Raw genomic sequence first — 25,054 nt, 5'->3', positions numbered from 1 at the left:
CAGGCTCACTCCTACAGGGGAGTGCGGTGAAAGTAAGGATCTTGGTCAATGAACCTCTCCGGTCCTTTCATCAAGCGCCCGGTCGCGACCATGCTCCTGAGTCTGGCGATCATGCTGCTGGGCGGTGTCAGTTTCGGTCTGTTGCCGGTGTCGCCGCTGCCGCAAATGGATTTCCCGGTGATCGTGGTCCAGGCCAGTCTGCCCGGCGCCAGTCCCGAGGTGATGGCGTCCACGGTGGCGACGCCGCTGGAGCGCTCGTTCGGGGCGATTGCCGGCGTCAACACCATGAGCAGCCGTTCCAGCCAGGGTTCGACCCGGGTCATTCTGCAATTTGACCTCGACCGTGATATCAACGGCGCGGCGCGGGAAGTGCAGGCGGCGATCAACGCTTCACGCAACCTGTTGCCGAGCGGGATGCGCAGCATGCCGACCTACAAGAAGGTCAACCCGTCGCAGGCGCCGATCATGGTGCTGTCGCTGACTTCGGATGTGCTGGAAAAAGGCCAGCTCTATGACCTGGCCTCGACCATCCTCTCGCAGAGCCTGTCCCAGGTGCAGGGTGTCGGTGAAGTGCAGATCGGCGGCAGTTCGCTGCCGGCGGTGCGTATCGAACTTGAACCGCAGGCGCTGAACCAGTACGGCGTGGCGCTCGACGATGTGCGCAAGACCATCGCCGGGGCCAACGTGCGCCGGCCCAAGGGCTCGGTCGAAGACGGCGAGCGCCTGTGGCAGATCCAGGCCAACGACCAGTTGGAGAAGGCCAAGGATTACGAGTCGCTGATCATCCATTACAAGGACGGTGCGGCCCTGCGCCTGAAGGACGTGGCCAAGGTCAGCGACGGCGTCGAAGACCGTTACAACAGCGGCTTCTTCAACGATGACGCGGCGGTGCTGCTGGTGATCAACCGCCAGGCCGGCGCCAACATCATCGAGACGGTCAACGAGATCAAGGCGCAGTTGCCGGCGTTGCAGGCGGTACTGCCGGCCAGCGTCAAGCTGAACCTGGCGATGGATCGCTCGCCGGTGATCAAGGCCACGCTGCACGAAGCGGAAATGACCCTGCTGATCGCCGTGGCGCTGGTGATTCTGGTGGTGTTCCTGTTTCTCGGTAATTTCCGCGCCTCGCTGATTCCGACGTTGGCGGTGCCGGTGTCGCTGGTCGGCACCTTTGCGGTGATGTACCTCTATGGCTTCTCGCTGAACAACTTGTCGCTGATGGCGCTGATTCTGGCTACCGGACTGGTGGTGGACGATGCCATCGTGGTGCTGGAGAACATTTCCCGGCACATCGACGAAGGCGTGAAACCGATGCAGGCCGCCTATCTCGGGGCCAAGGAAGTCGGTTTCACACTGCTGTCGATGAACGTGTCGCTGGTGGCGGTGTTCCTGTCGATCCTGTTCATGGGCGGGATTGTCGAGAGCCTGTTCCGCGAGTTTTCCATCACCCTGGCAGCAGCCATCGTGGTCTCGCTGGTGGTCTCGCTGACCCTGACGCCAATGCTCTGCGCGCGCTGGCTCAAGCCGCAAACGCCGGGCCAGGAAAACCGCCTGCAACGCTGGAGCCGTCGCGCCAACGACTGGATGGTCGGCAAATACGCGACCAGCCTCGATTGGGTGCTGCGCCACCGCCGTCTGACTTTGCTCAGCCTGATCATTACGGTCGGGGTCAACGTCGCGCTGTACGTGGTGGTGCCGAAGACCTTCATGCCGCAGCAGGACACCGGCCAGTTGATCGGTTTCGTCCGGGGTGACGACGGTCTGTCGTTCAGCGTGATGCAGCCGAAAATGGAAACCTTCCGCCGCGCCGTGCTCAAGGACGAAGCAGTGGAAAGCGTCGCCGGGTTCATCGGCGGCACCAACGGCACCAACAACGCGTTCATGCTGGTACGCCTGAAGCCGATCAAGGAGCGCAACCTGTCGGCGCAGAAAGTCATCGAACGCCTGCGCAAGGAAATGCCCAAGGTGCCCGGCGCCCAGTTGATGCTGATGGCGGATCAGGATCTGCAATTCGGCGGGGGTCGCGAGCAGACCACCTCGCAATACAGCTACATCCTGCAAAGCGGCGATCTGGGGGCGTTGCGCGAGTGGTACCCGAAAGTGGTGACCGCGCTGCGCGCACTGCCCGAGCTGACCGCCATTGATGCCCGCGAGGGGCGCGGCGCGCAGCAGGTGACGTTGATTGTCGACCGCGATCAGGCCAAGCGCCTCGGGGTCGACATGAACATGGTCACGGCGGTGCTGAACAACGCCTACAGCCAGCGGCAGATTTCGACGATCTACGACAGCCTCAACCAGTATCAGGTGGTGATGGAGGTCAATTCGAAATACGCGCAGGATCCGGTGACGCTCAATCAGGTGCAGGTGATTACCGCTGACGGTGCGCGGATTCCGTTGTCGACCATCGCCCATTACGAAAACAGCCTGGAAGACGACCGCGTCAGCCACGAAGGCCAGTTCGCCTCCGAAAGCATCGCGTTCGACATGGCTGAAGGCGTGACCGTGGAGCAGGGCAGTGCCGCGATCGAGCGGGCGATTGCCAAGGTCGGTCTGCCGGAAGACGTGATCGCGAAAATGGCCGGCACCGCCGATGCCTTTGCCGCCACGCAGAAGAGTCAGCCGTTCATGATCCTCGGCGCGTTGCTGGCGGTGTATCTAGTGCTCGGTGTGCTGTATGAAAGCTACATTCACCCACTGACGATTCTTTCGACCTTGCCGTCGGCCGGGGTCGGTGCGTTGCTGTCGATCTATGCACTGGGCGGCGAGTTCAGCCTGATCTCGCTGCTCGGATTGTTCCTGTTGATCGGGGTGGTGAAGAAAAACGCGATCCTGATGATCGACCTGGCGCTGCAACTGGAACGCCATCAAGGCCTGTCGCCGCTGGAGTCGATCCGCAGCGCCTGCCTGCAACGGCTGCGGCCGATTCTGATGACCACCCTGGCGGCCATCCTCGGCGCCTTGCCGTTGCTGCTCGGCCGCGCGGAAGGCGCAGAAATGCGCCAGCCGTTGGGCCTGACCATTATCGGCGGCCTGATCTTCAGCCAGGTCCTGACCCTTTACACCACGCCTGTGGTTTACCTCTATCTCGACAAGCTGCGCCACCGCTTCAACAAGTGGCGTGGCGTGCGTACTGACGCCGCTCTGGAAACTCCGCTATGACTGACCGTTCGCTTCTCAATCTGGCCACTGCGCGCGGCTCGCGCCTGTTAAGCCTGTCGCTGTGCGTGGCGATGCTCAGTGCCTGCGCTGTAGGCCCGGACTATCAGCGTCCGCAGACCGCCGAGGTCGCGCAATACAAGGAGGCCAAGGGCTGGCGTCAGGCCAATCCGAGTGACTCGCTGGCGCGCGGTGCCTGGTGGGAGTTGTATGGCGATCAGCAACTCAATGGTCTGATCGAAAAACTCAACAGTTCCAACCAGACCGTGGCGCAATCCGAAGCCCAGTTTCGTCAGGCCCAGGCCTTGGTGCGGAGTGCCCGTGGAGCGTTTTATCCCAGTGTCGACCTGAGCGTGGGCAAGACCCGGTCGAGCCAAGGCACCGGCAGCAGCAGCTCAAGCCTGAGCAGTTCCGCCAGCGGCATTCGTGACACCTACAACGCGCAATTGGGTGTGAGTTGGGAGGCTGATATCTGGGGCAAATTGCGCCGAGGTCTGGAAGCCAACGAGGCCAGCGCCCAGGCGAGCTTCGCCGATCTGGCCGCGATGCGCCTGAGCCAGCAGTCGGAGCTGGTGCAGAATTACTTGCAACTGCGGGTCATCGACCAGCAGAAGCGCCTGCTCGAAGCCACCGTCGCGGCCTACGAAAAATCCCTGCAAATGACCCAGAACCAGTACCGCGCCGGGATTTCCGGGCGCGATGCGGTGGCGCAGGCGCAGACCCAGTTGAAAACCACTCAGGCCGATCTGGTCGACCTGATCTGGCAGCGGGCGCAGTTTGAAAATGCCATCGCCGTGCTCACCGGGCAGGCGCCGGCCGAATTCAGCATCGCTGAAACCCAGAACATTCCGAATCTGCCGCAGATTCCCTTGAGTCTGCCTTCGCAACTGCTGGAGCGGCGTCCGGACATCGCTTCGGCGGAGCGCTCGGTAATCGCCGCCAATGCCAATATCGGCGTAGCCAAAGCCGCGTATTACCCCGACCTGACCCTGAGCATGAGCGGCGGCTACAGCAGCAGTACCTCGAAAAATCTTTTAACGCTGCCGAACCGTTTCTGGTCGGTCGGGCCGAAACTGGATTTGCCGATATTCGACGGTGGTATTCGTTCGGCCGAGGTTGACCGTACCGAGGCGGTGTATGACCAGACCGTCGCCAAGTATCGCCAGACCGTGCTCGACGGCTTCCGCGAAGTGGAAAACTATCTGGTGCAACTGAAGGTGTATGAAGACGAGGCGGCGGTGCGTCAGGAAGCACTGGATGCTGCACGCGACTCGCTGCGCCTGACCCAGAACCAGTACAAGGCCGGGTTGATTGCCTACATCGATGTGGTTGTGGTGCAAGCCACGGCGCTGAGCAACGAGCGAACTGTGCTGAACATTCTGCAGAACCGCTTGATCGCCAGTGTGCAATTGATTGCGGCGCTGGGTGGCGGCTGGGACGGACAACTCGATGTCAGCGACAATCGCTGATCCGTTAGAGCGAGCCTGCTCGCGAAGGCGTCAGGTCGGTCGATATCTGCGATGAACGTGCTGGCTTTTTCGCGAGCAGGCTCGCTCCCACATCAATCGCGCTGATTGCCGGAATCCTGGGAACGAGGCCCGGGCCAGAGCCTCGCAAAACCATCAAACAAGCGTTTCATCGGCTTGATGGCAAAATGATTACTTTGTCAGTGCGTTCTTCTGCGCAATCAGTACAATCGCCGCATTTGCCCGGCCGAGAATGGACGCAGTACGGCGCGGGTGGTCGCGAGAATCTTCATGCTCATCGGTAATTATTCCTTCACCCTGGTTTTCATTTCTTTGTGTGTGGCGATCCTCGCGTCCTACACCGCGCTCGATCTGACCGGGCGCATCGCCAGCGCCCGTGGGCGCGCAGTGCATTTCTGGACGGCCGGCGGTGCACTGGCGATGGGGGTCGGCGTCTGGTCGATGCACTTCATCGGCATGTTGGCCTTCAAGCTGCCGATCGACTTGGGCTACGACATTGCGATTACCGCGCTGTCGCTGCTGATTGCCGTGCTGTCCTGCGGGTTTGCCCTGTGGCTGGTCAGCCAGCCGAAACTGCCGATTTGGCAATTGGCCTTTGGCGCTTTGGTCATGGGCGCCGGCATCAGTGCAATGCATTACACCGGCATGGCCGCGCTGCGCATGACGCCTGGCATCGATTACGACCCGACCCTGTTCGGCGCCTCATTGCTGATCGCGGTCGGGGCCTCGGCGGCGGCGTTATGGATCGCCTTCCGCCTGCGCCAGCACTCGCCTTATGTGCGTCTGATTCGTGGTGGTGCGGCAGTGATCATGGGCATCGCGATTGTCGGCATGCACTACACCGGCATGGCCGCCGCGCAATTTCCTGACGGCAGTTTCTGCGGTGCAACGCTCGACGGCCTCAAGGGCAACGGCCTCGACAATCTGGTGCTGATCACCACGCTCGCGGTGCTGTCGATCGCCTTGCTCACTTCGATTCTCGATGCGCGCCTTGAAGCGCGTACCGCCGATCTGGCGCATTCGCTGACCCTAGCCAACCGTGAACTGACGCAACTGGCATTGCACGACACTCTGACCGGCCTGCCGAACCGCATGCTGCTGGACGACCGGATCAATCAGGCGATGAAGAAGGTCGAGGAGCAGGGCGGTTGTTTTGCGTTGATGTTTATCGATCTGGACGGTTTCAAACCGGTCAACGATGCCTTCGGCCACCACATGGGTGACCAGTTGCTGCGTGAAGTCGGGGTGCGCCTGCGCGAAGATCTGCGCAGTCAGGATACGCTCGCGCGAATTGGCGGCGACGAGTTCGTGCTGCTGGTGCGTCTGAGCGAACCCGACGATGCTCTGGGGCTGGCCGCGCGTCAGGTCGGGTTGCTCGGTCAGGCGTTCCGCGTGGCCGAGCACGACTTGCAGATTTCTGCCAGCGTCGGCATTGCCCTGTACCCGGGCAACGGCCTGAGCGCCCAGGAACTGCTGATGAATGCCGACGCGGCGATGTATCACGCCAAGGGCAGCGGCAAAAACGGTTACAGCTTCTTCGATGCTTCGATGAACAGCAACGCGCGCAAGCAGCTGCAGCTATTGCAAGATCTGCGCGCCGCGCTGGAACACAGTCAGTTCAGCCTGTATTTCCAGCCCAAATTCGACGCCATCAGTGGTCGTCCGGTCGGTGCCGAAGCGCTGCTGCGCTGGCAGCATCCGACCCAGGGCATGTTGCTGCCCGACAAATTTATCGATCTGGCAGAGAAGACCGGCCTGATCATCGCCATCGGTGAATGGGTGCTCAACGAAGCTTGCCGGCAGATGCGCGAATGGTACGTGCTCGGTTACACCGACTGGCGCATTGCGGTGAACCTCTCGGCCTTGCAGTTCTGCCACGCGGGGCTGGTGCAGAGCGTGGCCAAGGCGCTGGCGACCCACCACCTGCCGGCCAACAGCCTGACCCTGGAAATCACCGAAACCACGGCCATGAGCGACGCGGATGCGAGCATGAAGGTGTTGCAGGAGTTGTCCGACATGGGCGTCGACCTGTCGATCGACGACTTCGGCACCGGTTATTCGAGCCTGATGTACCTCAAGCGTTTGCCGGCCAACGAGCTGAAGATCGACCGCGGTTTTGTCCGCGATCTGGAGCATGACAGCGATGACGCGGCCATCGTCTCGGCGATTGTGGCGCTGGGGCAGGCACTCGGTTTGCGCATTGTTGCCGAGGGCGTGGAGACTGGCGTACAGCAGGACTTCCTCACGCAGTTGGGCTGTGATTCGTTGCAGGGCTATCTGTTGGGCCATCCGATGCCGGCGGACGCGTTCATGCAGAACATTGCCCGTGGAGAGGCTTTGGCGGCAGTCTGACTGCATTCTGTGGCGAGGGAGCTTGCTCCCGCTGGGGCGCGAAGCGGCCTCGTTTTTACTCGGTTTTACTGTGTTGCCCGGAATCACGGCTGCTTCGCAGCCGAGCGGGAGCAAGCTCCCTCGCCACAAAAAACATCTCAGTCCCATGCAGGGTTTTGTCTTTGACAGAGCCCATGCAAAACCGCCCAATGGCGGTTATTCTTCAACCCGACTGTTACGTGTGCATTGGGGGGAAGGGCCAGCATGGATAAAGTCATGGTAATCACCGGTGGCGGGCGCGGAATTGGCGCCGCTACGGCGTTGTTGGCTGCCGGGCAGGGCTATCGGATCTGCATCAACTATCAGTCGGATGAACAGGCCGCGCAAAGCGTGCTGGAGCAAGTGCGGGCGCTGGGGGCGCAAGCCATTGCGGTACGCGCCGATGTCAGCATCGAAGACGAAGTGATCGCGCTGTTTCAGCGGGTCGACACCGAATTGGGGCGGGTCACCGCGCTGGTGAACAATGCCGGCACCGTCGGGCACAAGTCGCGGGTCGATGAAATGTCCGAATTCCGCATTCTCAAAATCATGAAAACCAACGTCTTGGCGCCGATCCTCTGCGCCAAGCACGCGATCCTGCGCATGTCGCCCAAGCACGGCGGGCAGGGCGGCAGCATCGTCAACGTCTCCTCGGTCGCCGCGCGCCTGGGCTCGCCCAACGAGTACGTCGACTACGCCGCGTCCAAAGGTGCGCTCGACACCTTCACCATCGGTCTGTCCAAGGAAGTGGCGGGTGAGGGGATTCGGGTCAACGCGGTGCGTCCGGGCTATATCTATACCGATTTCCATGCATTGAGTGGCGATCCGGATCGGGTCAGCAAGCTTGAATCGGCGATCCCGATGGCCCGGGGCGGGCGCCCGGATGAAGTGGCGGAGGCGATTGTCTGGTTGTTGTCGGACAAGGCTTCTTATGCGACCGGGACGTTTGTTGATTTGGGTGGAGGGCGTTAAGTCCAGAGAGTTTCGCTGTCAGGTCGGCCCTCTTCGCGAGCAGGCTCGCTCCCACATTGGTTCTGTGTCCTGCACAAATCCAGGGTGGGAGCGAGCCTGCTCGCGAAGGCAATAGCCCAGACAACACAGGGCTGTCAGAACGACCGCACAATCCGCCCCAACGTCTCCATTGCCTTCTCCGAATCCTCGGTCCACGGGCTGCCGTAATTCAGGCGAATGCAGTTCCTGAACCGCTGAGTCGGCGAGAAAATCGGCCCCGGCGCGATGCTGATGCCCTGCGCCAACGCCATCTGAAACAACTTCAACGAATCCATCTGCGGTGGCAGTTCCAGCCACAGGAAATAGCCGCCGGCCGGTTGACTAACGCGGGTCTGCGCCGGGAAATAGCGGGCAATCGCTGCGAGCATCGCGCTTTGCTGTTCTTCCAGGGCGTAGCGCAGTTTGCGCAGATGGCGGTCGTAGCCGCCGTGTTGCAGGTAGTCGGCGATGGCCGCTTGCGCCGGCATCGAGGCACACAGCGAGGTCATCAGTTTCAGCCGTTCGATTTTCTGTGCGTAACGCCCGGCGGCGACCCAGCCGATGCGGTAGCCGGGGGCCAGGCTCTTGGCGAACGAACCGCAGTGCATCACCAGCCCTTCGGTATCGAAGGCCTTGGCCGGTTTCGGTGCCTGCTGACCGTAATAGAGTTCGGCGTAGACATCGTCCTCGATCAGCGGCACCTGATGCCGGCGCAGCAGTTCCACCAGTTCCTGTTTCTTCGCCTCGGGCATGGTCGCGCCCATCGGGTTCTGGAAACTGGTCATGCACCAGCAGGCCTTGATCGGATGGCGCTCCAGGGTCTGGGCGAGCACGCCGAGGTCGATACCGTCGCGCGGGTGCACGGGGATTTCCACGGCTTTGAGTTTCAAGCGCTCCAGCACTTGCAGGCTGGCGTAGAACGCCGGGGCTTCGATGGCCACCAGATCGCCCGGCTCGGTCACCGCTTGCAGGCACAGGTTCAGCGCTTCGAGGGCGCCGTTGGTGATCAGCAGTTCTTCCATCGGCAGCATCAGCCCGCCGACCATGTAGCGCAGAGCGATCTGCCGGCGCAGTTGCGGATTGCCCGGCGACATGTCGGTGACCACCATGCGCGGGTCCATCTCCCGCGCCGCACTGGCCAGCGAACGTGACAGCCGTTGCAACGGGAACAGGGTCGGGCTGGGGAACGCCGAGCCGAAGGGCACGGTGCTCGGATCCTTGATCGATTCCAGCACCGAGAACACCAGTTCGCTGACGTCGACTTCGGTGGAGTCGTTGACGTGGCTGCTGATCACCGGCTCCGAGAACGGACTCGGTGCGTGGGTGTTGACGAAGTAACCGGAGCGCGGCCGTGCGCGGATCAGACCGCGACGTTCCAGCAGGTAATAGGCCTGGAACACCGTGGACGGGCTGACCCCGTAAGTCTGGCTGGCGTAGCGCACCGACGGCACCCGTTGCCCGGGGCCGAGCACGCCGGAGCGGATCAGTTCAGCGATGTCGTCGGCGAATTTTTCGTAGCGTTTCATCTTGGGTCCGGGTTGGGTTCATTCTGGAAGACCGCGGTGCCTTCATTCGCGAGCAGGCTCGCTCCCACACTGGATATCAGTGTCCACAAAACCCTGTGGGAGCGAGCCTGCTCGCGAATGGCCGCGCCGCAGTCTAAGGGATCAGCGATTCATCGGCGCCACAAACCTGCTTTTCGCCACGCTATAAATCTCGGGCTCGTTGCTGTCGGCGATCTTGAAGCTCAAGGTCTGCGAGCTGCTGGCCGGACGTTCGGTGGTCATCGCCACCGATACCGGCACATCGACAATCTCCCCCGGCGCCAGGCTCAGTTCGGTCTTGCCCTGCAACTGGAAGCCGTCGCCGTCCACCAGGCTCAGGTGGTAGTCCTGACGCTGTTGGGTCTTGTTGATGACCTTGAGGGTGTAGATGTTCTCGATCTGGCCCTGACCGTTCTCGCGGAACAGCCCGCGATCCTTGGTCACGTCCAGCGAGACCATTGGCCGTTCGACCAAGGCCAGCGCCAGGGCGCCAATCATCATCAGCAGCACCGCGACGTAACCGATCAGCCGAGGCCGCAGCAGATGGGTCTTGCCGCCCTGCAATTCGCGTTCGGAACTGTAGCGGATCAGGCCGCGCGGGTAGTTCATTTTGTCCATGATCGAATCGCAGGCGTCGATGCACGCCGCGCAGCCGATGCATTCCATCTGCAGGCCGTCGCGGATGTCGATGCCGGTCGGGCAGACCTGCACGCACAACTGGCAATCGATGCAATCACCCAGGCCGGCTTCGGCGGGTTTCACGTCGCGTTTGCGCGGGCCACGGTTTTCGCCACGGGCGACGTCGTAGGAAATCGCCAAAGTGTCTTTGTCGAACATCACGCTCTGGAACCGCGCATACGGGCACATGTGCATGCACACCGCTTCGCGCAGCCAACCGGCGTTGATGTAAGTGGCGGCGGTGAAGAACAGCACCCAGAACAGACTGACCCCGCCGATCTGCAGGGTGAACAGCTCTTCGGCCAGCGGCCGGATCGGCGTGAAGTAGCCGACAAACGTCAGTCCGGTCATCACGCTGATCGCCAGCCACAGAGTGTGCTTGGCCGCGCGCCGGGCCAGTTTGTTCAGGCCCCAGGGCGCCGCTTGCAGTTTGATCCGCTGGTTGCGTTCGCCCTCGGTGACTTTTTCGCACCACATGAAGATCCATGTCCACGAGCTCTGCGGGCAGGTGTAACCACACCAGACCCGGCCAGCGAACACGGTGATGGCGAACAGACCGAACGCGGCGATGATCAGCAGCGCCGAGAGCAGGATGAAATCCTGTGGCCAGAAGGTCGCGCCGAAGATATGGAATTTGCTTTCGGCCAAGTCCCACAGCACGGCCTGACGACCGCCCCAGTTCAGCCACACGGTGCCGAAGAACAGCAGAAACAGAAAGCCCGCGCCGCTGATGCGCAAGGTGCGGAACAGGCCGGTGAAACTGCGGGTGTGGATGTGATTGTCGGTGGAGCCGGCCTTCGCCTTCATCGGGCGACCAGGCACATTTTTTATGGTGGGGCTTGCTTCTACGGTTCGGACGGGGATTTGTTCGCTCATGGTCATTCGCTCATCAGCCTCCATCAGGCGGACGAACTATGAGCGCCGATCTGTTTGCATAACAGACTCAGCTATTTGAATAAAAAGCGTATCAGATGGCGTTTGGTACACATCCTGCGACAACTTGAAGCAGCCCGCAGGCGCAGGCGCAAACGCCTATCGCAGGCGTCTGCGCCGGATGTTGATCCGGGTCAGTCAAATCACCGAATCACTCTCGTCGGCCTTCAGGTGCTTGCGACCGTCTTTCGCGCCGGCGACGGTCAAGGCATCCGCCTCTGCTTCGGTGATGTAAACGCGCCGGCCTTCAATCTCAACGAACGACATGGCTTTTTCGCTATCGGTTTTGACTTCCAGCGTGTCGCAGATACGAATTTCTTCACCATTTTCGACGGTGAAAAAACACACTTTTGCTTCGGGATTGGATTCATCGATTCGAACGGGCATGAGGCTGTCCTTTTTTCATGAGTACCTGAAAGGTTAGGGCGCGCGCTTTGCCGATCGTTCTGCGCAACTGATTAATGGTCGCTGCTGTCCATCCACTAACGACCAATAAGAAAGGAGGGAGCGATGAACGCCTGGTGGCATGAAGTGTGGGTGACGCTGCAAGCGGAGTTCGCCGATGTCGGCGATGCCTCGCAACTGACGCGCATCACCGTGCGCCTGTTGATGGCGGCGGTGCTGGGCGGAATTCTCGGTTTCGAACGCGAGCACAAGGGCAAGGCTGCCGGGGTGCGTACGCACATGCTGGTGGCGTTGGGGGCGGCGCTGTTTGTGCTGGTGCCGCAGACCTCAGGGGCTGAATCCGATGCGATGAGCCGGGTCTTGCAGGGAGTGATCGCCGGGATCGGCTTTCTCGGTGCCGGTACGATTTTGAAGAATCAGGAAGGTGACGAAGGGCATGTGAAAGGACTGACCACGGCAGCCGGGTTGTGGATGACGGCGGCGATCGGCGTGGCGGCCGGGTTGGGCAGGGAAGCGACGGCGCTGCTCAGCACTTTGTTGGCGTTGGGGATTTTCAGCGTGATGCCACGGGTGGTCAGGATGTTTGAGAAGGATGGGGAGAAAAACCAGCACCTGTAACCGATCGTTCTCATGATGGATGGGAACGATCGGCTGGGTGCTCAGACGATGACGGGGGGCATCGTCGTCGGCGGCTCTTCCTTCGGCGGTGGCGTGGTGCCTGGGGGTTCCTGCTCGGGGATCGGCTGTGGCTCGGTCTCGGGCAGGGTGGGTTTGTCGATGTTCGGATCAGGCGTTTCGGCCGGGATCGGGATGTTCATCTGTAGACCTCCGTGTGGCACATGGCGTGAGAAGTGCTTAAGTGGATTGACCACCGTGTGATGAATTCGATCCGCTTTTTTGTCCTTGCAAATCCCTGTGAACTTTTCCCCGCGCCGGTCGCTCGGAACCTAAGTGAGTTCAAGTCGGGGCGGGTGCCTCATTGTGAACACTGTTCCGGCACAAGAGCGTCCTTGGGGCGTTAAGGAGAGATGCTCAATGTCTGCTGAAAAACCTTCAGAGCAGAGCTACAACCCGCACATGCCGCTGTCGCAGGCGCTGCTGCTGCCGCGCATCGTGATCGAAAACACCATGCCGACCCTCGATGGCGGGCAGTTTGCCGTGAAGTCGATCGTCGAGCGCGACGTGATCGTCACCAGCAAGGTCTTTGCCGACGGCCACGACAAGCTGGCCGTGCGCATCCGCTGGCGTGCCGAGGGCGAAGAGTCCTGGCATAGCGAGGTGATGAACGAGCTGGGCAATAACAGTTGGCAGGGGCAGTTTCGTCCCGACCGCCAGGGTCGCTATCTGTACTGCATCGAAGCGTGGATCGACCATTTCGCCAGTTTTCAGTACGAGCTGGAGAAGAAGCACAACGCCGCCGTCCCGGTGTCACTCGAACTGCAGGAAGGGCGCAGCATGGTGCAGCAGGCCGCCGAGCGCAGCGACGGTCAGCTCAGCGAGCAACTCGCCGCACTGCATCATGAATTGTCCGGCCTGCTCGAAACCGAGCAGGTGGCGCTGTTTCTGCACTCGCGCAGTGCGCAATTGATGGCGCAGGCCGATCACCGTGCCTATCTGAGCCTGAGCGCCGAATTCCCGGTGGATGTCGAACGGGAACTGGCCGAGTTTGCCAGTTGGTACGAGCTGTTTCCGCGCTCGATCACCGACGATCCCAAGCGTCACGGCACGTTCAACGACGTGCACTCGCGGCTGCCGATGATTCAGGACATGGGTTTCGACGTGTTGTACTTCACGCCGATTCACCCGATCGGCCGCGCCCATCGCAAGGGCCGCAACAATTCTCTGACCGCAGGTCCCGATGATCCGGGCAGTCCGTACGCGATCGGCAGCGAGGAGGGTGGCCATGAGGCGATTCACTCGCAGCTCGGCACCCGCGAAGACTTCCGCCGGCTGGTGGCCGCCGCCGCTGAGCATGGTCTGGAAATCGCCCTCGATTTCGCCATTCAGTGTTCGCAGGATCACCCGTGGCTCAAGCAGCATCCGGGCTGGTTCAACTGGCGCCCGGACGGCACGATCAAATACGCAGAAAACCCGCCAAAGAAATACCAGGACATCGTCAACGTCGACTTCTATGCGCCGGATGCGATCCCCAGTCTGTGGGTCGAGCTGCGCGATATCGTGGTCGGCTGGGTCAACGAAGGCGTGAAGATCTTTCGCGTCGACAATCCGCACACCAAGCCGCTGCCGTTCTGGCAATGGCTGATCGCCGATGTGCGGGCGCTGCACCCGGAAGTGATCTTCCTCGCCGAAGCGTTCACCACACCGGCGATGATGGCGCGGCTGGGCAAGGTCGGTTATTCCCAGAGCTACACCTATTTCACCTGGCGCAACACCAAGTCGGAGCTGGCGACCTACTTCAGTGAACTCAACGAGTCGCCGTGGCGCGAATGCTACCGGCCGAACTTCTTCGTCAACACGCCGGACATCAACCCGGCGTTCCTGCATGAATCAGGGCGGCCGGGGTTTCTGATCCGCGCGGCGCTGGCGACCATGGGCTCGGGCCTGTGGGGCATGTATTCCGGTTATGAGTTGTGCGAAGCGGCGCCGGTGCCGGGCAAGGAGGAATACCTCGATTCGGAGAAGTACGAGATCCGCGTCCGCGACTTCAATGCGCCGGGCAACATCATTGCCGAAATCGCCCAGCTCAACCGCATCCGCCGGCAGAACCCGGCGCTGCACACGCATCTGGGGTTGAAAATCTACAACGCGTGGAACGACAACATTCTGTACTTCGGCAAGCGCAGCTTTGACGGCAGCAATTTCATTCTGGTGGCGGTGAGCCTCGATCCGCACAACGTGCAGGAAGCCAATTTCGAACTGCCGCTGTGGGAGATGGGCCTGCCTGACGACGCGACCACCCACGGTGAGGACTTGATGAACGGGCATCGCTGGGACTGGCATGGCAAGTACCAGTTCATGCGCATTGACCCGGCGTACCAGCCGTTCGGGATTTGGCGGATTACTGCCGCGTAAGACCTTGCTCAAAAACTTGTGGTGAGGGGATTTATCCCCGACTGGCTGCGCAGCAGCCACAAAGAACAACTGGGTAAAACTGAATAAAAGCAGGGCCGCTTCGCAGCCCGTCGGGGATGAATCCCCTCACCACAGAGCCCCTCATCACAGGGCATCCGTGTGGTCTGACAGAATTGAACAGGAGTTTCACATGGCGAAGAAACCCAAGGCAGCCACCTTTATCAAAGACCCGCTCTGGTACAAGGATGCGGTGATCTATCAAGTTCACGTAAAATCATTTTTCGACTCCAATAACGACGGGATCGGCGACTTTCCCGGCCTGATCGCCAAACTCGACTACATCGCCGAACTCGGCGTCAACACCATCTGGCTACTGCCGTTCTATCCGTCGCCACGTCGCGATGACGGTTACGACATTGCCGAATACCGCGGCGTACACAGCGACTACGGGACCATGGCCGACGCCAAGCGTTTTATCGCCGAGGCGCACAAGCGTGGTTTGCGGGTGATCACCGAGTTGGTCATCAACCACACCTCGGATCAGCACCCGTGGTTCCAGCGGGCGCGCAAGGCCAAGCCCGGTTCGGCGGCGCGGGACTTCTATGTGTGGTCGGATGACGACCAGAAATACGACGGCACCCGGATCATCTTCCTCGACACCGAAAAGTCCAACTGGACCTGGGACCCGGTCGCCGGCCAGTACTTCTGGCACCGTTTCTATTCGCACCAGCCCGACCTCAACTTCGACAATCCGCAAGTGATGAAAGCAGTGCTGTCGGTGATGCGTTACTGGCTGGACATGGGCATCGACGGTCTGCGCCTCGACGCGATTCCGTATCTGATCGAGCGCGACGGCACCAACAACGAAAACCTGCCCGAGACCCACGATGTCCTCAAGCAGATCCGTGCCGAGATCGATGCCAATTACCCGGACCGCATGCTGCTGGCCGAGGCCAACCAATGGCCGGAAGACACCCAGCTGTACTTCGGTGACACCGATGCCGAGGGCGTCAACGGCGACGAATGCCACATGGCCTTTCACTTCCCGCTGATGCCGCGTATGTACATGGCGCTGGCCCAGGAAGATCGCTTCCCGATCACCGACATTCTGCGGCAAACCCCGGAAATTCCTGCCAACTGCCAGTGGGCAATCTTCCTGCGCAACCACGATGAGTTGACGCTGGAGATGGTCACCGATAAAGAGCGCGACTACCTGTGGAATTACTACGCCGCTGACCGCCGCGCGCGGATCAACCTCGGCATTCGTCGGCGCTTGGCGCCGTTGATGGAGCGTGATCGTCGCCGCGTCGAGTTGCTCAACAGCCTGCTGCTGTCGATGCCCGGCACGCCGACGTTGTATTACGGCGATGAAATCGGCATGGGCGACAACATCTACCTCGGCGACCGCGACGGTGTGCGAACGCCGATGCAATGGTCGATCGACCGTAACGGCGGCTTTTCCCGCGCCGATCCGGCCAGTCTGGTGCTGCCGCCGATCATGGACCCGCAATACGGTTATCTCTCCGTCAACGTCGAGACTCAGGCCGGCGATCCGCATTCGCTGCTCAACTGGACGCGACGCATGCTCGCCGTGCGCAAGCAGTCCAAGGCGTTCGGGCGTGGCACGCTGAAGATGCTCTCGCCGAGCAACCGACGGATTCTGGCCTACACCCGCGAGTTCACCGATGCTGACGGCAATCACGAAATCATTCTCTGCGTGGCCAACGTCTCGCGTAGCGCGCAGGCGGCGGAACTCGATCTGTCGGCCTACGTCGGCATGGTCCCGGTGGAGATGCTCGGCGGTAATGCGTTCCCGCCGATCGGCCAGTTGAATTTCCTGCTGACACTGGCGCCGTACGGTTTCTACTGGTTCGCCCTGGCTGCAGAAAACCAGATGCCGAGCTGGCACGTGGAACCGGCGCAGAGCCTGCCGGACTTCACCACCCTGGTGCTGAAAAAGCGCATGGAAGAACTGCTCGAAACGCCGACCCGCAACACCCTGGAGCAGAGCATCCTGCCGAGCTGGCTGCAGAACCGCCGCTGGTTCGCCGGCAAGGACGCGGCCATCGAGCAGGTCAATCTGGCCTATGGCGTGCGCTTCGGCGATGCGCAGCATCCGGTGCTGCTCAGCGAGATCGAAGTGACCAGCGCCGGGCAGACCAGCCGCTATCAACTGCCGTTCGGCTTCATCGCCGAAGATCAGGTCGGGCCGGCGTTGCCGCAGCAACTGGCATTGTCGCGTGTTCGTCGCGGGCGTCAGGTCGGTCTGATCACTGACGCGTTCAGCCTCGAAACGTTTGTCCACGCGGTGCTGCAAGGCATGCAGAGCAACACCGTGCTCAACTCCGAACAGGGCGAGATTCGTTTCGCGCCGACCGCGCAGCTGGAAAAACTCGGCCTCGGTGCCGAATCCGAGGTGCGCTATCTGTCGGCCGAGCAATCGAACAGTTCGGTGGTAATCGGCAACAGTCTGGTGCTGAAGCTGATCCGCAAGGTGGCCTCGGGTGTTCACCCGGAACTGGAAATGAGCGCGTACCTGACCGAGGCCGGTTTCGCCAACATCTCGCCGCTGCTCGGCTCGGTGATCCGCCGCGATGGCGCGGGCGAAGACAATCTGTTGATGATCGCCCAAGGCTATCTGAGCAATCAGGGCGATGCCTGGGAATGGACGCAGAACAACCTCGAACGGGCGTTGCGTGACGAACTTGCGGACGCGATGTCCGAGCAGGAACAGCATTACAACGCCCTCGGCGAACTGAAGGACTTTGCCGGCATGCTCGGCCAGCGTCTGGGTGAAATGCACCAAGTGCTGGCGGCGCCAAGCAACAACCCCGACTTCGCCCCGCAAACCACCAGCGCCAAGGAGGCGCAAGCCACTGGCAAGGACGTCGCGGCGCAGGTCGAGCATGCGTTGAAGCTGCTCAAGCAACATCAGAGTCATCTGAGCGCGGCGGATCAGAAAATGGTCGCGCGGCTGCTGGACAACAAAAAAGTCATCCTCGGCCATGTGCAGGAACTTGCGCAGAAAGCTGTGGGCGGCTTGCGGATCCGCGTGCATGGCGACCTGCACCTGGGTCAGGTGCTGGTGATCAAGGGCGATGCCTATCTGATCGATTTCGAGGGTGAACCGGCGCGGCCGCTGCACGAACGGCGTGGCAAACACAGTCCGTACAAGGACGTCAGCGGCGTGCTGCGCTCCTTCGATTACGCGGCGGCGATGACGATCAACGTGCACAACGTCGATCACAGTCCAGAGTCGGAAGCGGCCCGCCATCGCGTTGCCGAGCGCTACCTGCGTGAGGCGCGCGAGGCATTTGTTCAGGCATATCGCCAAGCGGCGGCTAGTCTTGATCATGCCTGGCAGGATCCTGCGGGTGCCGACGCTGCGCTTGCGCTGTTCGGCCTGGAGAAGGCGGCCTATGAAGTGGCCTATGAAGCCGAAAATCGTCCCACGTGGCTGCCCGTGCCGTTGCACGGTTTGTATGGGTTATTGACGGGGCTTAAACCCTTTTCCGATCTTGGTGGAGAGTAGTCATGAGTTTCTCGAACAAGGAACAGGGTCACGCTAAAGAAGCGTTACTGCCGGCGGCGCGGGACATCGACGCCCTGGTGCGCGCTGAACACCACGACCCGTTTTCCATTCTCGGCCCGCACGGTGATGGTGCCGGTGGGCAGTTCATCCGCGCTTATCTGCCGGGTGCATTGAAAGTCGAAGTGCTGGACAAGGACAGCGGTGAAGAACGCGGCGAACTGCAAGACACCGAAACACCGGGATTGTTTGTCGGTCACTTCGATCAGGCGCGGCCGTACCTACTGCGCACGCGCTGGGCCGGTGGTGAACAGGTCGCGGAAGATCCCTACAGCTTTGGCCAGTTGCTCGGCGAAATGGATTTGTATCTGTTCGCTGAAGGCAATCACCGCGACCTCAGCAGTTGCCTCGGCGCGCAACTGACCACCGTCGATGGCGTCGACGGTGTGCGTTTTGCCGTGTGGGCGCCGAATGCCCGGCGGGTGTCGGTGGTCGGTGATTTCAACGTGTGGGATGGTCGCCGCCATCCGATGCGCCTGCGGCATCCATCCGGGGTCTGGGAGTTGTTCATTCCGCGCCTGCAAGCAGGGGAGTTGTACAAGTACGAAATCCTCGGCGCTCACGGCATCTTGCCGTTGAAGGCCGACCCGATGGCCTTGGCCACCAGCCTGCCGCCGGACACCGCTTCGAAAGTCGCCGCGCCGCTGCAGATCAACTGGCAGGATCAGGACTGGATGAGCGGCCGCCGCGAGCGGCAGAAGCATTCAGCGCCGCTGTCGATCTACGAATTGCATGCCGGCTCGTGGCAGTGCGAACTGGACGATCTGGGCGAAGTCGCTCGCCAGTACACTTGGCCGGAACTGGCCGAACGACTGATTCCTTACGTCAAGGAACTGGGTTTCACCCACATCGAACTGATGCCGATCATGGAGCACCCGTTTGGCGGCTCATGGGGTTATCAGTTGCTCTCGCAATTCGCCCCGAGCGCCCGTTACGGCACGCCGGAGCAGTTCGGCGAGTTCGTCGACGCCTGTCACCGCGCCGATATCGGCGTGATCCTCGATTGGGTGCCGGCGCATTTCCCCACAGATACTCACGGTCTGGCGCAGTTCGACGGCACGGCGTTGTATGAATATGGCAACCCGCTGGAAGGCTTCCATCAGGACTGGGACACGCTGATTTACAACCTTGGGCGCACTGAAGTTCACGGCTACATGCTGGCGTCGGCGTTGCACTGGTTGAAGCATTTCCACATCGACGGCCTGCGCGTCGATGCGGTGGCCTCGATGCTGTATCGCGACTATTCGCGCAAGGCCGGCGAATGGGTGCCGAACCGCCACGGCGGGCGTGAGAATCTGGAGGCAATCGATTTCCTCCGCCACTTGAATGACGTGGTCGAGCTGGAGGCCACGGGGGCGCTGGTGATCGCCGAGGAATCCACCGCTTGGCCGGGCGTCAGTCAGAGCACCCAGCAGGGTGGTCTCGGTTTCGCCTACAAATGGAACATGGGCTGGATGCACGACTCGCTGCACTACATCCAGCAGGATCCGGTGTATCGCGCGCACCATCACAACGAATTGAGTTTCGGTCTGGTCTACGCCTGGTCCGAGCGCTTCATCCTGCCGATCTCCCACGACGAAGTGGTGCACGGCAAGCACTCGCTGATCGACAAGATGCCCGGCGATCGTTGGCAGAAATTTGCCAACCTGCGCGCCTACCTGAGTTTCATGTGGACCCATCCGGGCAAGAAGCTGTTGTTCATGGGCTGCGAATTCGGCCAGTGGCGCGAGTGGAATCACGATCAGCAACTGGACTGGTACCTGCTGCAATACTCGGAACACAAAGGCGTGCAGAAACTGGTCGGCGACCTCAACCGTTTGTACCGCGAGGAGCCGGCGCTGCACGACCAGGATGATGCGCCGCAGGGTTTCCAGTGGTTGATCGGCGATGACGCGATCAACAGCGTGTACGCGTGGCTGCGCTGGAGCAAGGACGGAAAACCGGTGCTGGTGGTGGCCAACTTTACTCCGGTGCCGCGTCAGTCGTACCGGGTCGGGGTGCCGTTCGCCGGGCGCTGGAACGAACTGCTCAACAGCGATGCCGACACCTACGCCGGGTCCAATTATGGCAATGGCGGCGGGGCGTTTACCGAAGAGGTGCCGAGCCATGGCCAGTCGTTGTCGCTGGAGCTGAATCTGCCGCCGCTGGCGGTGTTGATTCTCAAGCCGGAGGGTTGATCCGCAACCGCGTCGCTGTCATCGCGAGCAGGCTCACTCCTACATTTGGAATGCGTCTCCCTGTAGGAGTGAGCCTGCTCGCGATGGCTTCAGCTCAGAGGCCATCGCCCCTCAAGCCGAAATCACCAACGCATCCGCACCCCCAGGCTGCCAATCAACCCGTTCAAGTCATTGTCATCCACGTCGCTGCTGTAATCGGCGCTGACATACAGGCTGACCGCCGGCGTCACTCGCGCCACCAACCCCAATCCCAACTCGACCGTTGATGACTTGCGGCTGCTGCTGATCTTGTCGACCTGATCGAGAGTCACCGTGTTGCCGGTATACACCGTGTGCCAGAGGTTGGTACGCACATAGGGTTCCACTGGCAGGCCGTTCACATCGTAACTGCCTTTGAGGCGGGCGCCGACGCGGCCGCTCCACGCCGACAGATCCGTTGAAGACGCATTGCCGGAGCCCGCGTACGGCGTGTCGAGGGTGATGCGCTGGTTGATCAGTTGCGCCTGGGGTTCAACCACCCAGTTGCCGCCCAGGCCGATCGGATACCCACCTTCGACCGAGAAGGTCATCGCACTGCCTTCGGTGGCCTGGCGCCCGCCTTGTTCGTTACGACTGAAACCGCTGACCCGGCCACCGCTGGCCGACAGGTCGACATGCCAGCCCTGCGCGCCAGTCAGACGGTAATAAGCACCGAGGCTCTGGCCTTGCAGGTTCAGGGTGTCGGTGGTCGGATCGGCGAGGGCGCGGCTGCTGATCAGGCCGGCGCTGTTGGCCTGGATCTGGTTGTATCCGCCAATCAGGCCGAGCGTCTGGGTGTGACCGCCGGCGCTTTGCACGGTGAGCACGGGCGGGCCTTTGAAGTCGCCGTTGCCGGGCGTGGCAAAACCTGGCGAAAGCACGTCGGTTTGCGCTTGCCGGGCGCTTTGTCCGTACAACCGGTCCCAGGCTGCCGGCGCCAGATCTTCGGTGATCAGGTCGGTGCCGCGCAAATCGGGACGTGGACTCAGGCGTTGTGGCTCGGGGGTGACAACGGTCGCCGGCAGGGTCAGAACGGGCATGTCCTGGCGATACCAGGGAGTGGTTTCATCCGCCGCAGGTCCGGCCTGCGCCTCCATGGATGAGCACAGCAGAATCGAACTCGACACTGTGCAAAACGTCACTTTGATCTCTTGTGGGGTGAATGAGCTTTTCATGGAGGTCTACCTTGCAAGCGCATGCGGGATCTCTTTTCTGGCGTCTCTCCTACCCCGAACGAGGGGCGACCGAATGGAGCGGGGCGAGCCGCGGCGCTCGATTTCGCGAGTGCCGTTAGGATCGCCCCGGTTAGTGATTCCGGGGGTAGTAAGGTAGAGATAAGAAGAGTGATGCCCATGCGTCAAGAAACTGCACGATGAGCGGTACAGCTAAATGAGGCGCTGCAAGCGTTTGTTTTCCTGCACATATCCAAGTCATTGTCTGTGCTTACAAATGCACTTCCACCGCCAGCGGCAAATGATCCGACAAGTGCGTCCACGGTTTGTTGCCAAGGATCTGCGGGTCGTGGCTGCTGGCATTGCGCAGGTAGATGCGGTCCAGGCGCAGCAGTGGAAAACGCGCGGGGTAGGTCTTGGCCGGGCGGCCGTGGTGGCGTTCGAACGCTTCGTGCAGGTAATCGCGGCGGGCGAGGGCGGCATTGCCCTGCAGCTGCCAGTCATTGAAGTCGCCGGCAATGATGACCGGCGCATCGTCGGGCAATGATTCGAGCAACTGGCAAAGCAGCTGCAACTGCAATTGGCGGTGGCTTTCCAGCAGGCTCAAATGCACGCAGATCGCATGCACTTCGGCGTGGCCCGGCACGTCCAGCACGCAGTGCAGCAGGCCTCTGCGCTCGGGGCCGGTGATCGACACGTCGAGGTTGCGGTATTCGCGGATCGGGTATTTCGACAGCAGGGCATTGCCATGATGACCATCGGGGTACACCGCGTTGCGCCCGTAGGCGAAATCGCTCCACATGCTGTCGGCGAGAAATTCGTATTGCGAGGTTTGCGGCCATTCCTGGTAGCGATTGGAATGTCGCTCGTGTTCGCCCACCACCTCCTGCAAAAACACCAGATCAGCCGAGGTGCTGCGCACCGCTTCGCGCAGTTCCGGCAGGATGAAGCGCCGGTTGAGGGCGGTAAAACCCTTGTGAGTGTTGACCGTCAACACGCGCAGGCGATGGATGACGGGTGCGTCTACGGCGTGACGCTCGGGATCGCTGGACACGTTCACTCCTCTGAAAAAACGGCTTCCTGTTCATGCGACTGGTCTGTGAGCGGGCAGTTCCTTCCAGATGCCTCAGGCCGTAATACAAATCACCAGAGCCACCAGTAAACCTGTGTGAGCGAGCCTGCTCGCGAAAGCGGCCTCCCGATCGACCAATCTCTGACTGAATGCACTCGGTCAAACTGTGGGAGCTGGCTTGCCAGCGATGACGGCTCACAAGCCGACCAACCTCCCAACTGAATGCACTCGTTCCAACTGTGGGAGCGAGCCTGCTCGCGAAAGCGGCCTGCCAGGCACCATCAAAACTACAGGAGCAATCCCGGTTCTCCACACACAATAAACGCACCCCCGCAACCACGTTTAAAGTACACGAATCGTTACGCCATAACGGCTACAACGCCTTGCGCCGTTACCTACGCGTACGCCAGAATCCGCCGGCTTACACGACCATACCCTGCGCTATATCGTTTCCCTGCCACTGCCCATCGGTGGTCGGGTTTAGTAGCCCGTATGGTTTTAGTAAGTGCATGAGTCCCATTGAGCCAGGCGTATCTATTGCCTGCACTTCGATGGTGGTTGTGCGCAGGGCGCTCTCGAGCGCGCCGGTCTTGCTAATTCCTCCGGTCTACTAACCTGTGCACAGCCGCCACCCTTCTTTTAGTAGAGAACGGTCGCGGCCCTCAATCAGGAATTAGATATTTATGTTCAAAGCCACACCCAACCCCCCAGACATCGACCCGATCCCGTACGACCCGGCCCTCGACCCGCAGAAGATAAAAGCGGCAACCGACCGCGCCATCAACTTCTACCTCAACCCCGGCGCCCTGAAGATCTCGATCCCTTCAACCTCGTCATGCAAGGCGAACAGAATCTTCCTCATCGACCCCACCGTGGACGAAGAAACCTTGCTCGTCGAAGCCTGCGAATCCCTGGCCGCCGCCAGCGACATGGCCCGCGACATCGGCGACACCGTCGACAACCCACAGCGCCGGGCGATGCTGATGCTGCATCAGGTGATCATGCTCAGTGAACTGATGGTCAACCGGGTACTGGACGGCCGCCGCGTGCCGAACTAACTGCCCGGTCCCCCTGTAGGAGCTGCCGAAGGCTGCGATCTTTTGATCTTGCTTTTAAAAACAAAATCAAAAGATTGTTCGAACGTCAAACCTTCGGCAGCTCCTACAGATCGTCGTTCTTTCAAAGTGCCGCAAGAGATACCTGACCCATAATTTCAATCGGATCAGGCTGCATCTTCCACTGCAAGTTGAAGGAAAAGCAAATTGCTAACTTTTGAAAGTTACCGTATAAATGTCAAATAAACCGTGCCCTTCCAATGAACTCAGCTTCGTGAACTCAAACTTGAGTGTATCGAAAACTTGGCTGTTAGCTGGAGCAAGTTCTCTATAAATCGGAGTCCAAATGCCACTGCTGGTTCCCTCGTAGAGCACTGTCGAGTCGATCACAATGTTTTTCCTTCGAAACTCAAGTTTCATGCGGCCAACTCCATTAGTTCCACTATATCTTCCGTTTATTATCACACTCTTGGCACCTCCTTGTTTAAGCGCTAAGGAGTACGAAAGTATGTTTTGACTAGTATTGGTACTTGAACTAGTTCGTGCGAACCTCGGAGGTTCAGCACCCCATAAGATAATCGCATGATACTGTTTTGGTCCCGCCCCGATGACTTCATTAACCGTTATTGTAGTGTTGTTACCCTGCCTGGAGTCTCCCGGGTTTTGGAGGATCACGGCTGGCGGATATGACATAAAGTCTTCGACGAGGTTAACGAGATTGGCCACGACTACAATTCGCGGTGGATTCGATACCTCCCCACCGCCATACAGCGCGGTGGCGGTGAAGGGATGGGAAGCGACGCTTAGCGCTGTCACAGTGAACTCCCAGTCACCACTCTGTGGATCGACGTCGGCCGTACCTCTAACGGTGGTGCCGTCCTTTATCAGGACTTTCTGACCTTTAGCCCCTTTCCCTTTGAGCGTGACCGTGGTGTCGAAGGTCGTGCCATCTGGGAGAATCTCAACTCCTTTCGAGTCCTCCGCACGAGTGATGGTCGGTGGGTTACTGGCCGTCACCGTCAACGTCCACGCCGCGGATACTTGCCCACTGCCATACAGCGCGATGGCGGTGAAGCTGTGAGCGGCCACGCTCAAGCCTGTCAGGGTCAGTTCCCACAGGCCGGTCGTCAGGTTAACCGTCGCTTCACCTTTGACGGTGGTGCCGTCCTTGATCTGGACTTTCTGACCTTTGGCCCCGGCCCCTGACAACGTGATCTGGGTATCGATGGTGAATCCGCCTTTGACAATCGTTGCCCCTTTGGAGTCGATGGCCTTGGTGATGGTCGGTGGGTTATTGGCCGTCACCGTCAACGTCCACGCTGCGGACACCTGACCACCGCCATACAGCGCGATGGCGGTGAAGCTGTGAGCGGCCACA

General features: G+C 60.6%; 15 protein-coding genes and 1 pseudogene. 9 read left to right on the top strand and 7 right to left on the bottom strand.

The window, feature by feature from the left end:
* Positions 1-48: 48 nt before the first annotated feature.
* The 4 genes from ACM6I7_RS04260 (at position 49) to ACM6I7_RS04245 (ending at position 7,982) form a co-directional block, all read left to right on the top strand.
* The gene (locus ACM6I7_RS04260; RefSeq protein WP_414888016.1) at positions 49-3,156 is read left to right on the top strand and encodes an efflux RND transporter permease subunit; all 3,108 of its coding nucleotides are present in this window, start codon (positions 49-51) and stop codon (positions 3,154-3,156) included.
* Positions 3,153-4,622, top strand: coding sequence for an efflux transporter outer membrane subunit (locus tag ACM6I7_RS04255; protein WP_414888015.1), 1,470 nt, complete (start codon positions 3,153-3,155; stop codon positions 4,620-4,622). The genes ACM6I7_RS04260 and ACM6I7_RS04255 overlap by 4 nt, the downstream gene beginning before the upstream one ends.
* A gap of 288 nt (positions 4,623-4,910) precedes the next feature.
* Positions 4,911-6,992, top strand: coding sequence for a putative bifunctional diguanylate cyclase/phosphodiesterase (locus ACM6I7_RS04250; RefSeq protein ID WP_027613727.1), 2,082 nt, complete (start codon positions 4,911-4,913; stop codon positions 6,990-6,992).
* 243 nt (positions 6,993-7,235) lie between these two features.
* The gene (locus tag ACM6I7_RS04245) at positions 7,236-7,982 is read left to right on the top strand and encodes an SDR family oxidoreductase (RefSeq protein ID WP_007968514.1); all 747 of its coding nucleotides are present in this window, start codon (positions 7,236-7,238) and stop codon (positions 7,980-7,982) included.
* Positions 7,983-8,116: 134 nt separating this feature from the next.
* Here ACM6I7_RS04245 and mapR read toward each other — a convergent pair whose 3' ends face one another.
* The 3 genes from mapR to ACM6I7_RS04230 form a co-directional block, all read right to left on the bottom strand.
* A complete protein-coding gene (gene mapR / locus ACM6I7_RS04240; RefSeq protein WP_008087199.1) occupies positions 8,117-9,526 on the bottom strand; it encodes a GntR family transcriptional regulator MpaR in 1,410 nt (469 codons plus the stop codon).
* 141 nt (positions 9,527-9,667) lie between these two features.
* Positions 9,668-11,098 (bottom strand): cytochrome c oxidase accessory protein CcoG, encoded by a 1,431-nt coding sequence (gene ccoG, locus ACM6I7_RS04235; protein WP_414888014.1) that lies wholly within the window; start codon positions 11,096-11,098, stop codon positions 9,668-9,670.
* A gap of 195 nt (positions 11,099-11,293) precedes the next feature.
* Positions 11,294-11,542, bottom strand: coding sequence for a DUF3203 family protein (locus tag ACM6I7_RS04230; RefSeq protein WP_027613724.1), 249 nt, complete (start codon positions 11,540-11,542; stop codon positions 11,294-11,296).
* 123 nt (positions 11,543-11,665) lie between these two features.
* On the opposite strand from ACM6I7_RS04230, the gene ACM6I7_RS04225 reads away from it, so the two are divergent.
* Positions 11,666-12,178, top strand: coding sequence for an MgtC/SapB family protein (locus tag ACM6I7_RS04225; protein WP_027613723.1), 513 nt, complete (start codon positions 11,666-11,668; stop codon positions 12,176-12,178).
* Positions 12,179-12,219: 41 nt separating this feature from the next.
* Here ACM6I7_RS04225 and ACM6I7_RS04220 read toward each other — a convergent pair whose 3' ends face one another.
* Positions 12,220-12,378 (bottom strand): hypothetical protein, encoded by a 159-nt coding sequence (locus ACM6I7_RS04220; protein ID WP_003224520.1) that lies wholly within the window; start codon positions 12,376-12,378, stop codon positions 12,220-12,222.
* Positions 12,379-12,595: 217 nt separating this feature from the next.
* On the opposite strand from ACM6I7_RS04220, the gene ACM6I7_RS04215 reads away from it, so the two are divergent.
* The 3 genes from ACM6I7_RS04215 (at position 12,596) to glgB (ending at position 20,359) form a co-directional block, all read left to right on the top strand.
* Complete coding sequence (locus tag ACM6I7_RS04215) at positions 12,596-14,593, top strand: alpha-1,4-glucan--maltose-1-phosphate maltosyltransferase (protein ID WP_115989883.1); 1,998 nt, start codon at positions 12,596-12,598, stop codon at positions 14,591-14,593.
* 190 nt (positions 14,594-14,783) lie between these two features.
* Complete coding sequence (treS, locus tag ACM6I7_RS04210) at positions 14,784-18,125, top strand: maltose alpha-D-glucosyltransferase (RefSeq protein WP_414888013.1); 3,342 nt, start codon at positions 14,784-14,786, stop codon at positions 18,123-18,125.
* 2 nt (positions 18,126-18,127) lie between these two features.
* On the top strand, positions 18,128-20,359 hold the full coding sequence (gene glgB, locus ACM6I7_RS04205) for a 1,4-alpha-glucan branching protein GlgB (RefSeq protein WP_414888012.1): 2,232 nt from the start codon (positions 18,128-18,130) through the stop codon (positions 20,357-20,359).
* Positions 20,360-20,481: 122 nt separating this feature from the next.
* Here the strand turns inward: glgB and ACM6I7_RS04200 are convergent, their stop codons facing one another.
* A complete protein-coding gene (locus tag ACM6I7_RS04200) occupies positions 20,482-21,552 on the bottom strand; it encodes an autotransporter domain-containing protein (protein WP_414888011.1) in 1,071 nt (356 codons plus the stop codon).
* Positions 21,553-21,820: 268 nt separating this feature from the next.
* Positions 21,821-22,603 (bottom strand): endonuclease/exonuclease/phosphatase family protein, encoded by a 783-nt coding sequence (locus ACM6I7_RS04195; protein ID WP_414888010.1) that lies wholly within the window; start codon positions 22,601-22,603, stop codon positions 21,821-21,823.
* A 701-nt stretch (positions 22,604-23,304) separates the two neighbouring features.
* Between ACM6I7_RS04195 and ACM6I7_RS04190 the strand changes: the two genes are divergently transcribed.
* Complete coding sequence (locus tag ACM6I7_RS04190) at positions 23,305-23,679, top strand: DUF6124 family protein (protein ID WP_414888009.1); 375 nt, start codon at positions 23,305-23,307, stop codon at positions 23,677-23,679.
* A gap of 207 nt (positions 23,680-23,886) precedes the next feature.
* Here ACM6I7_RS04190 and ACM6I7_RS04185 read toward each other — a convergent pair.
* Positions 23,887-25,054 (bottom strand): annotated as a pseudogene (locus ACM6I7_RS04185) (hypothetical protein); the annotation flags it as partial.

It is taken from the genome of Pseudomonas sp. IT-93MI4 (genome assembly GCF_949767635.1).
Taxonomy (GTDB): domain Bacteria; phylum Pseudomonadota; class Gammaproteobacteria; order Pseudomonadales; family Pseudomonadaceae; genus Aquipseudomonas; species Aquipseudomonas putida_A.
The sequence above is the reverse complement of the archived record's forward strand: the minus strand, read 5'-3'. Positions and strand labels throughout refer to the sequence as shown.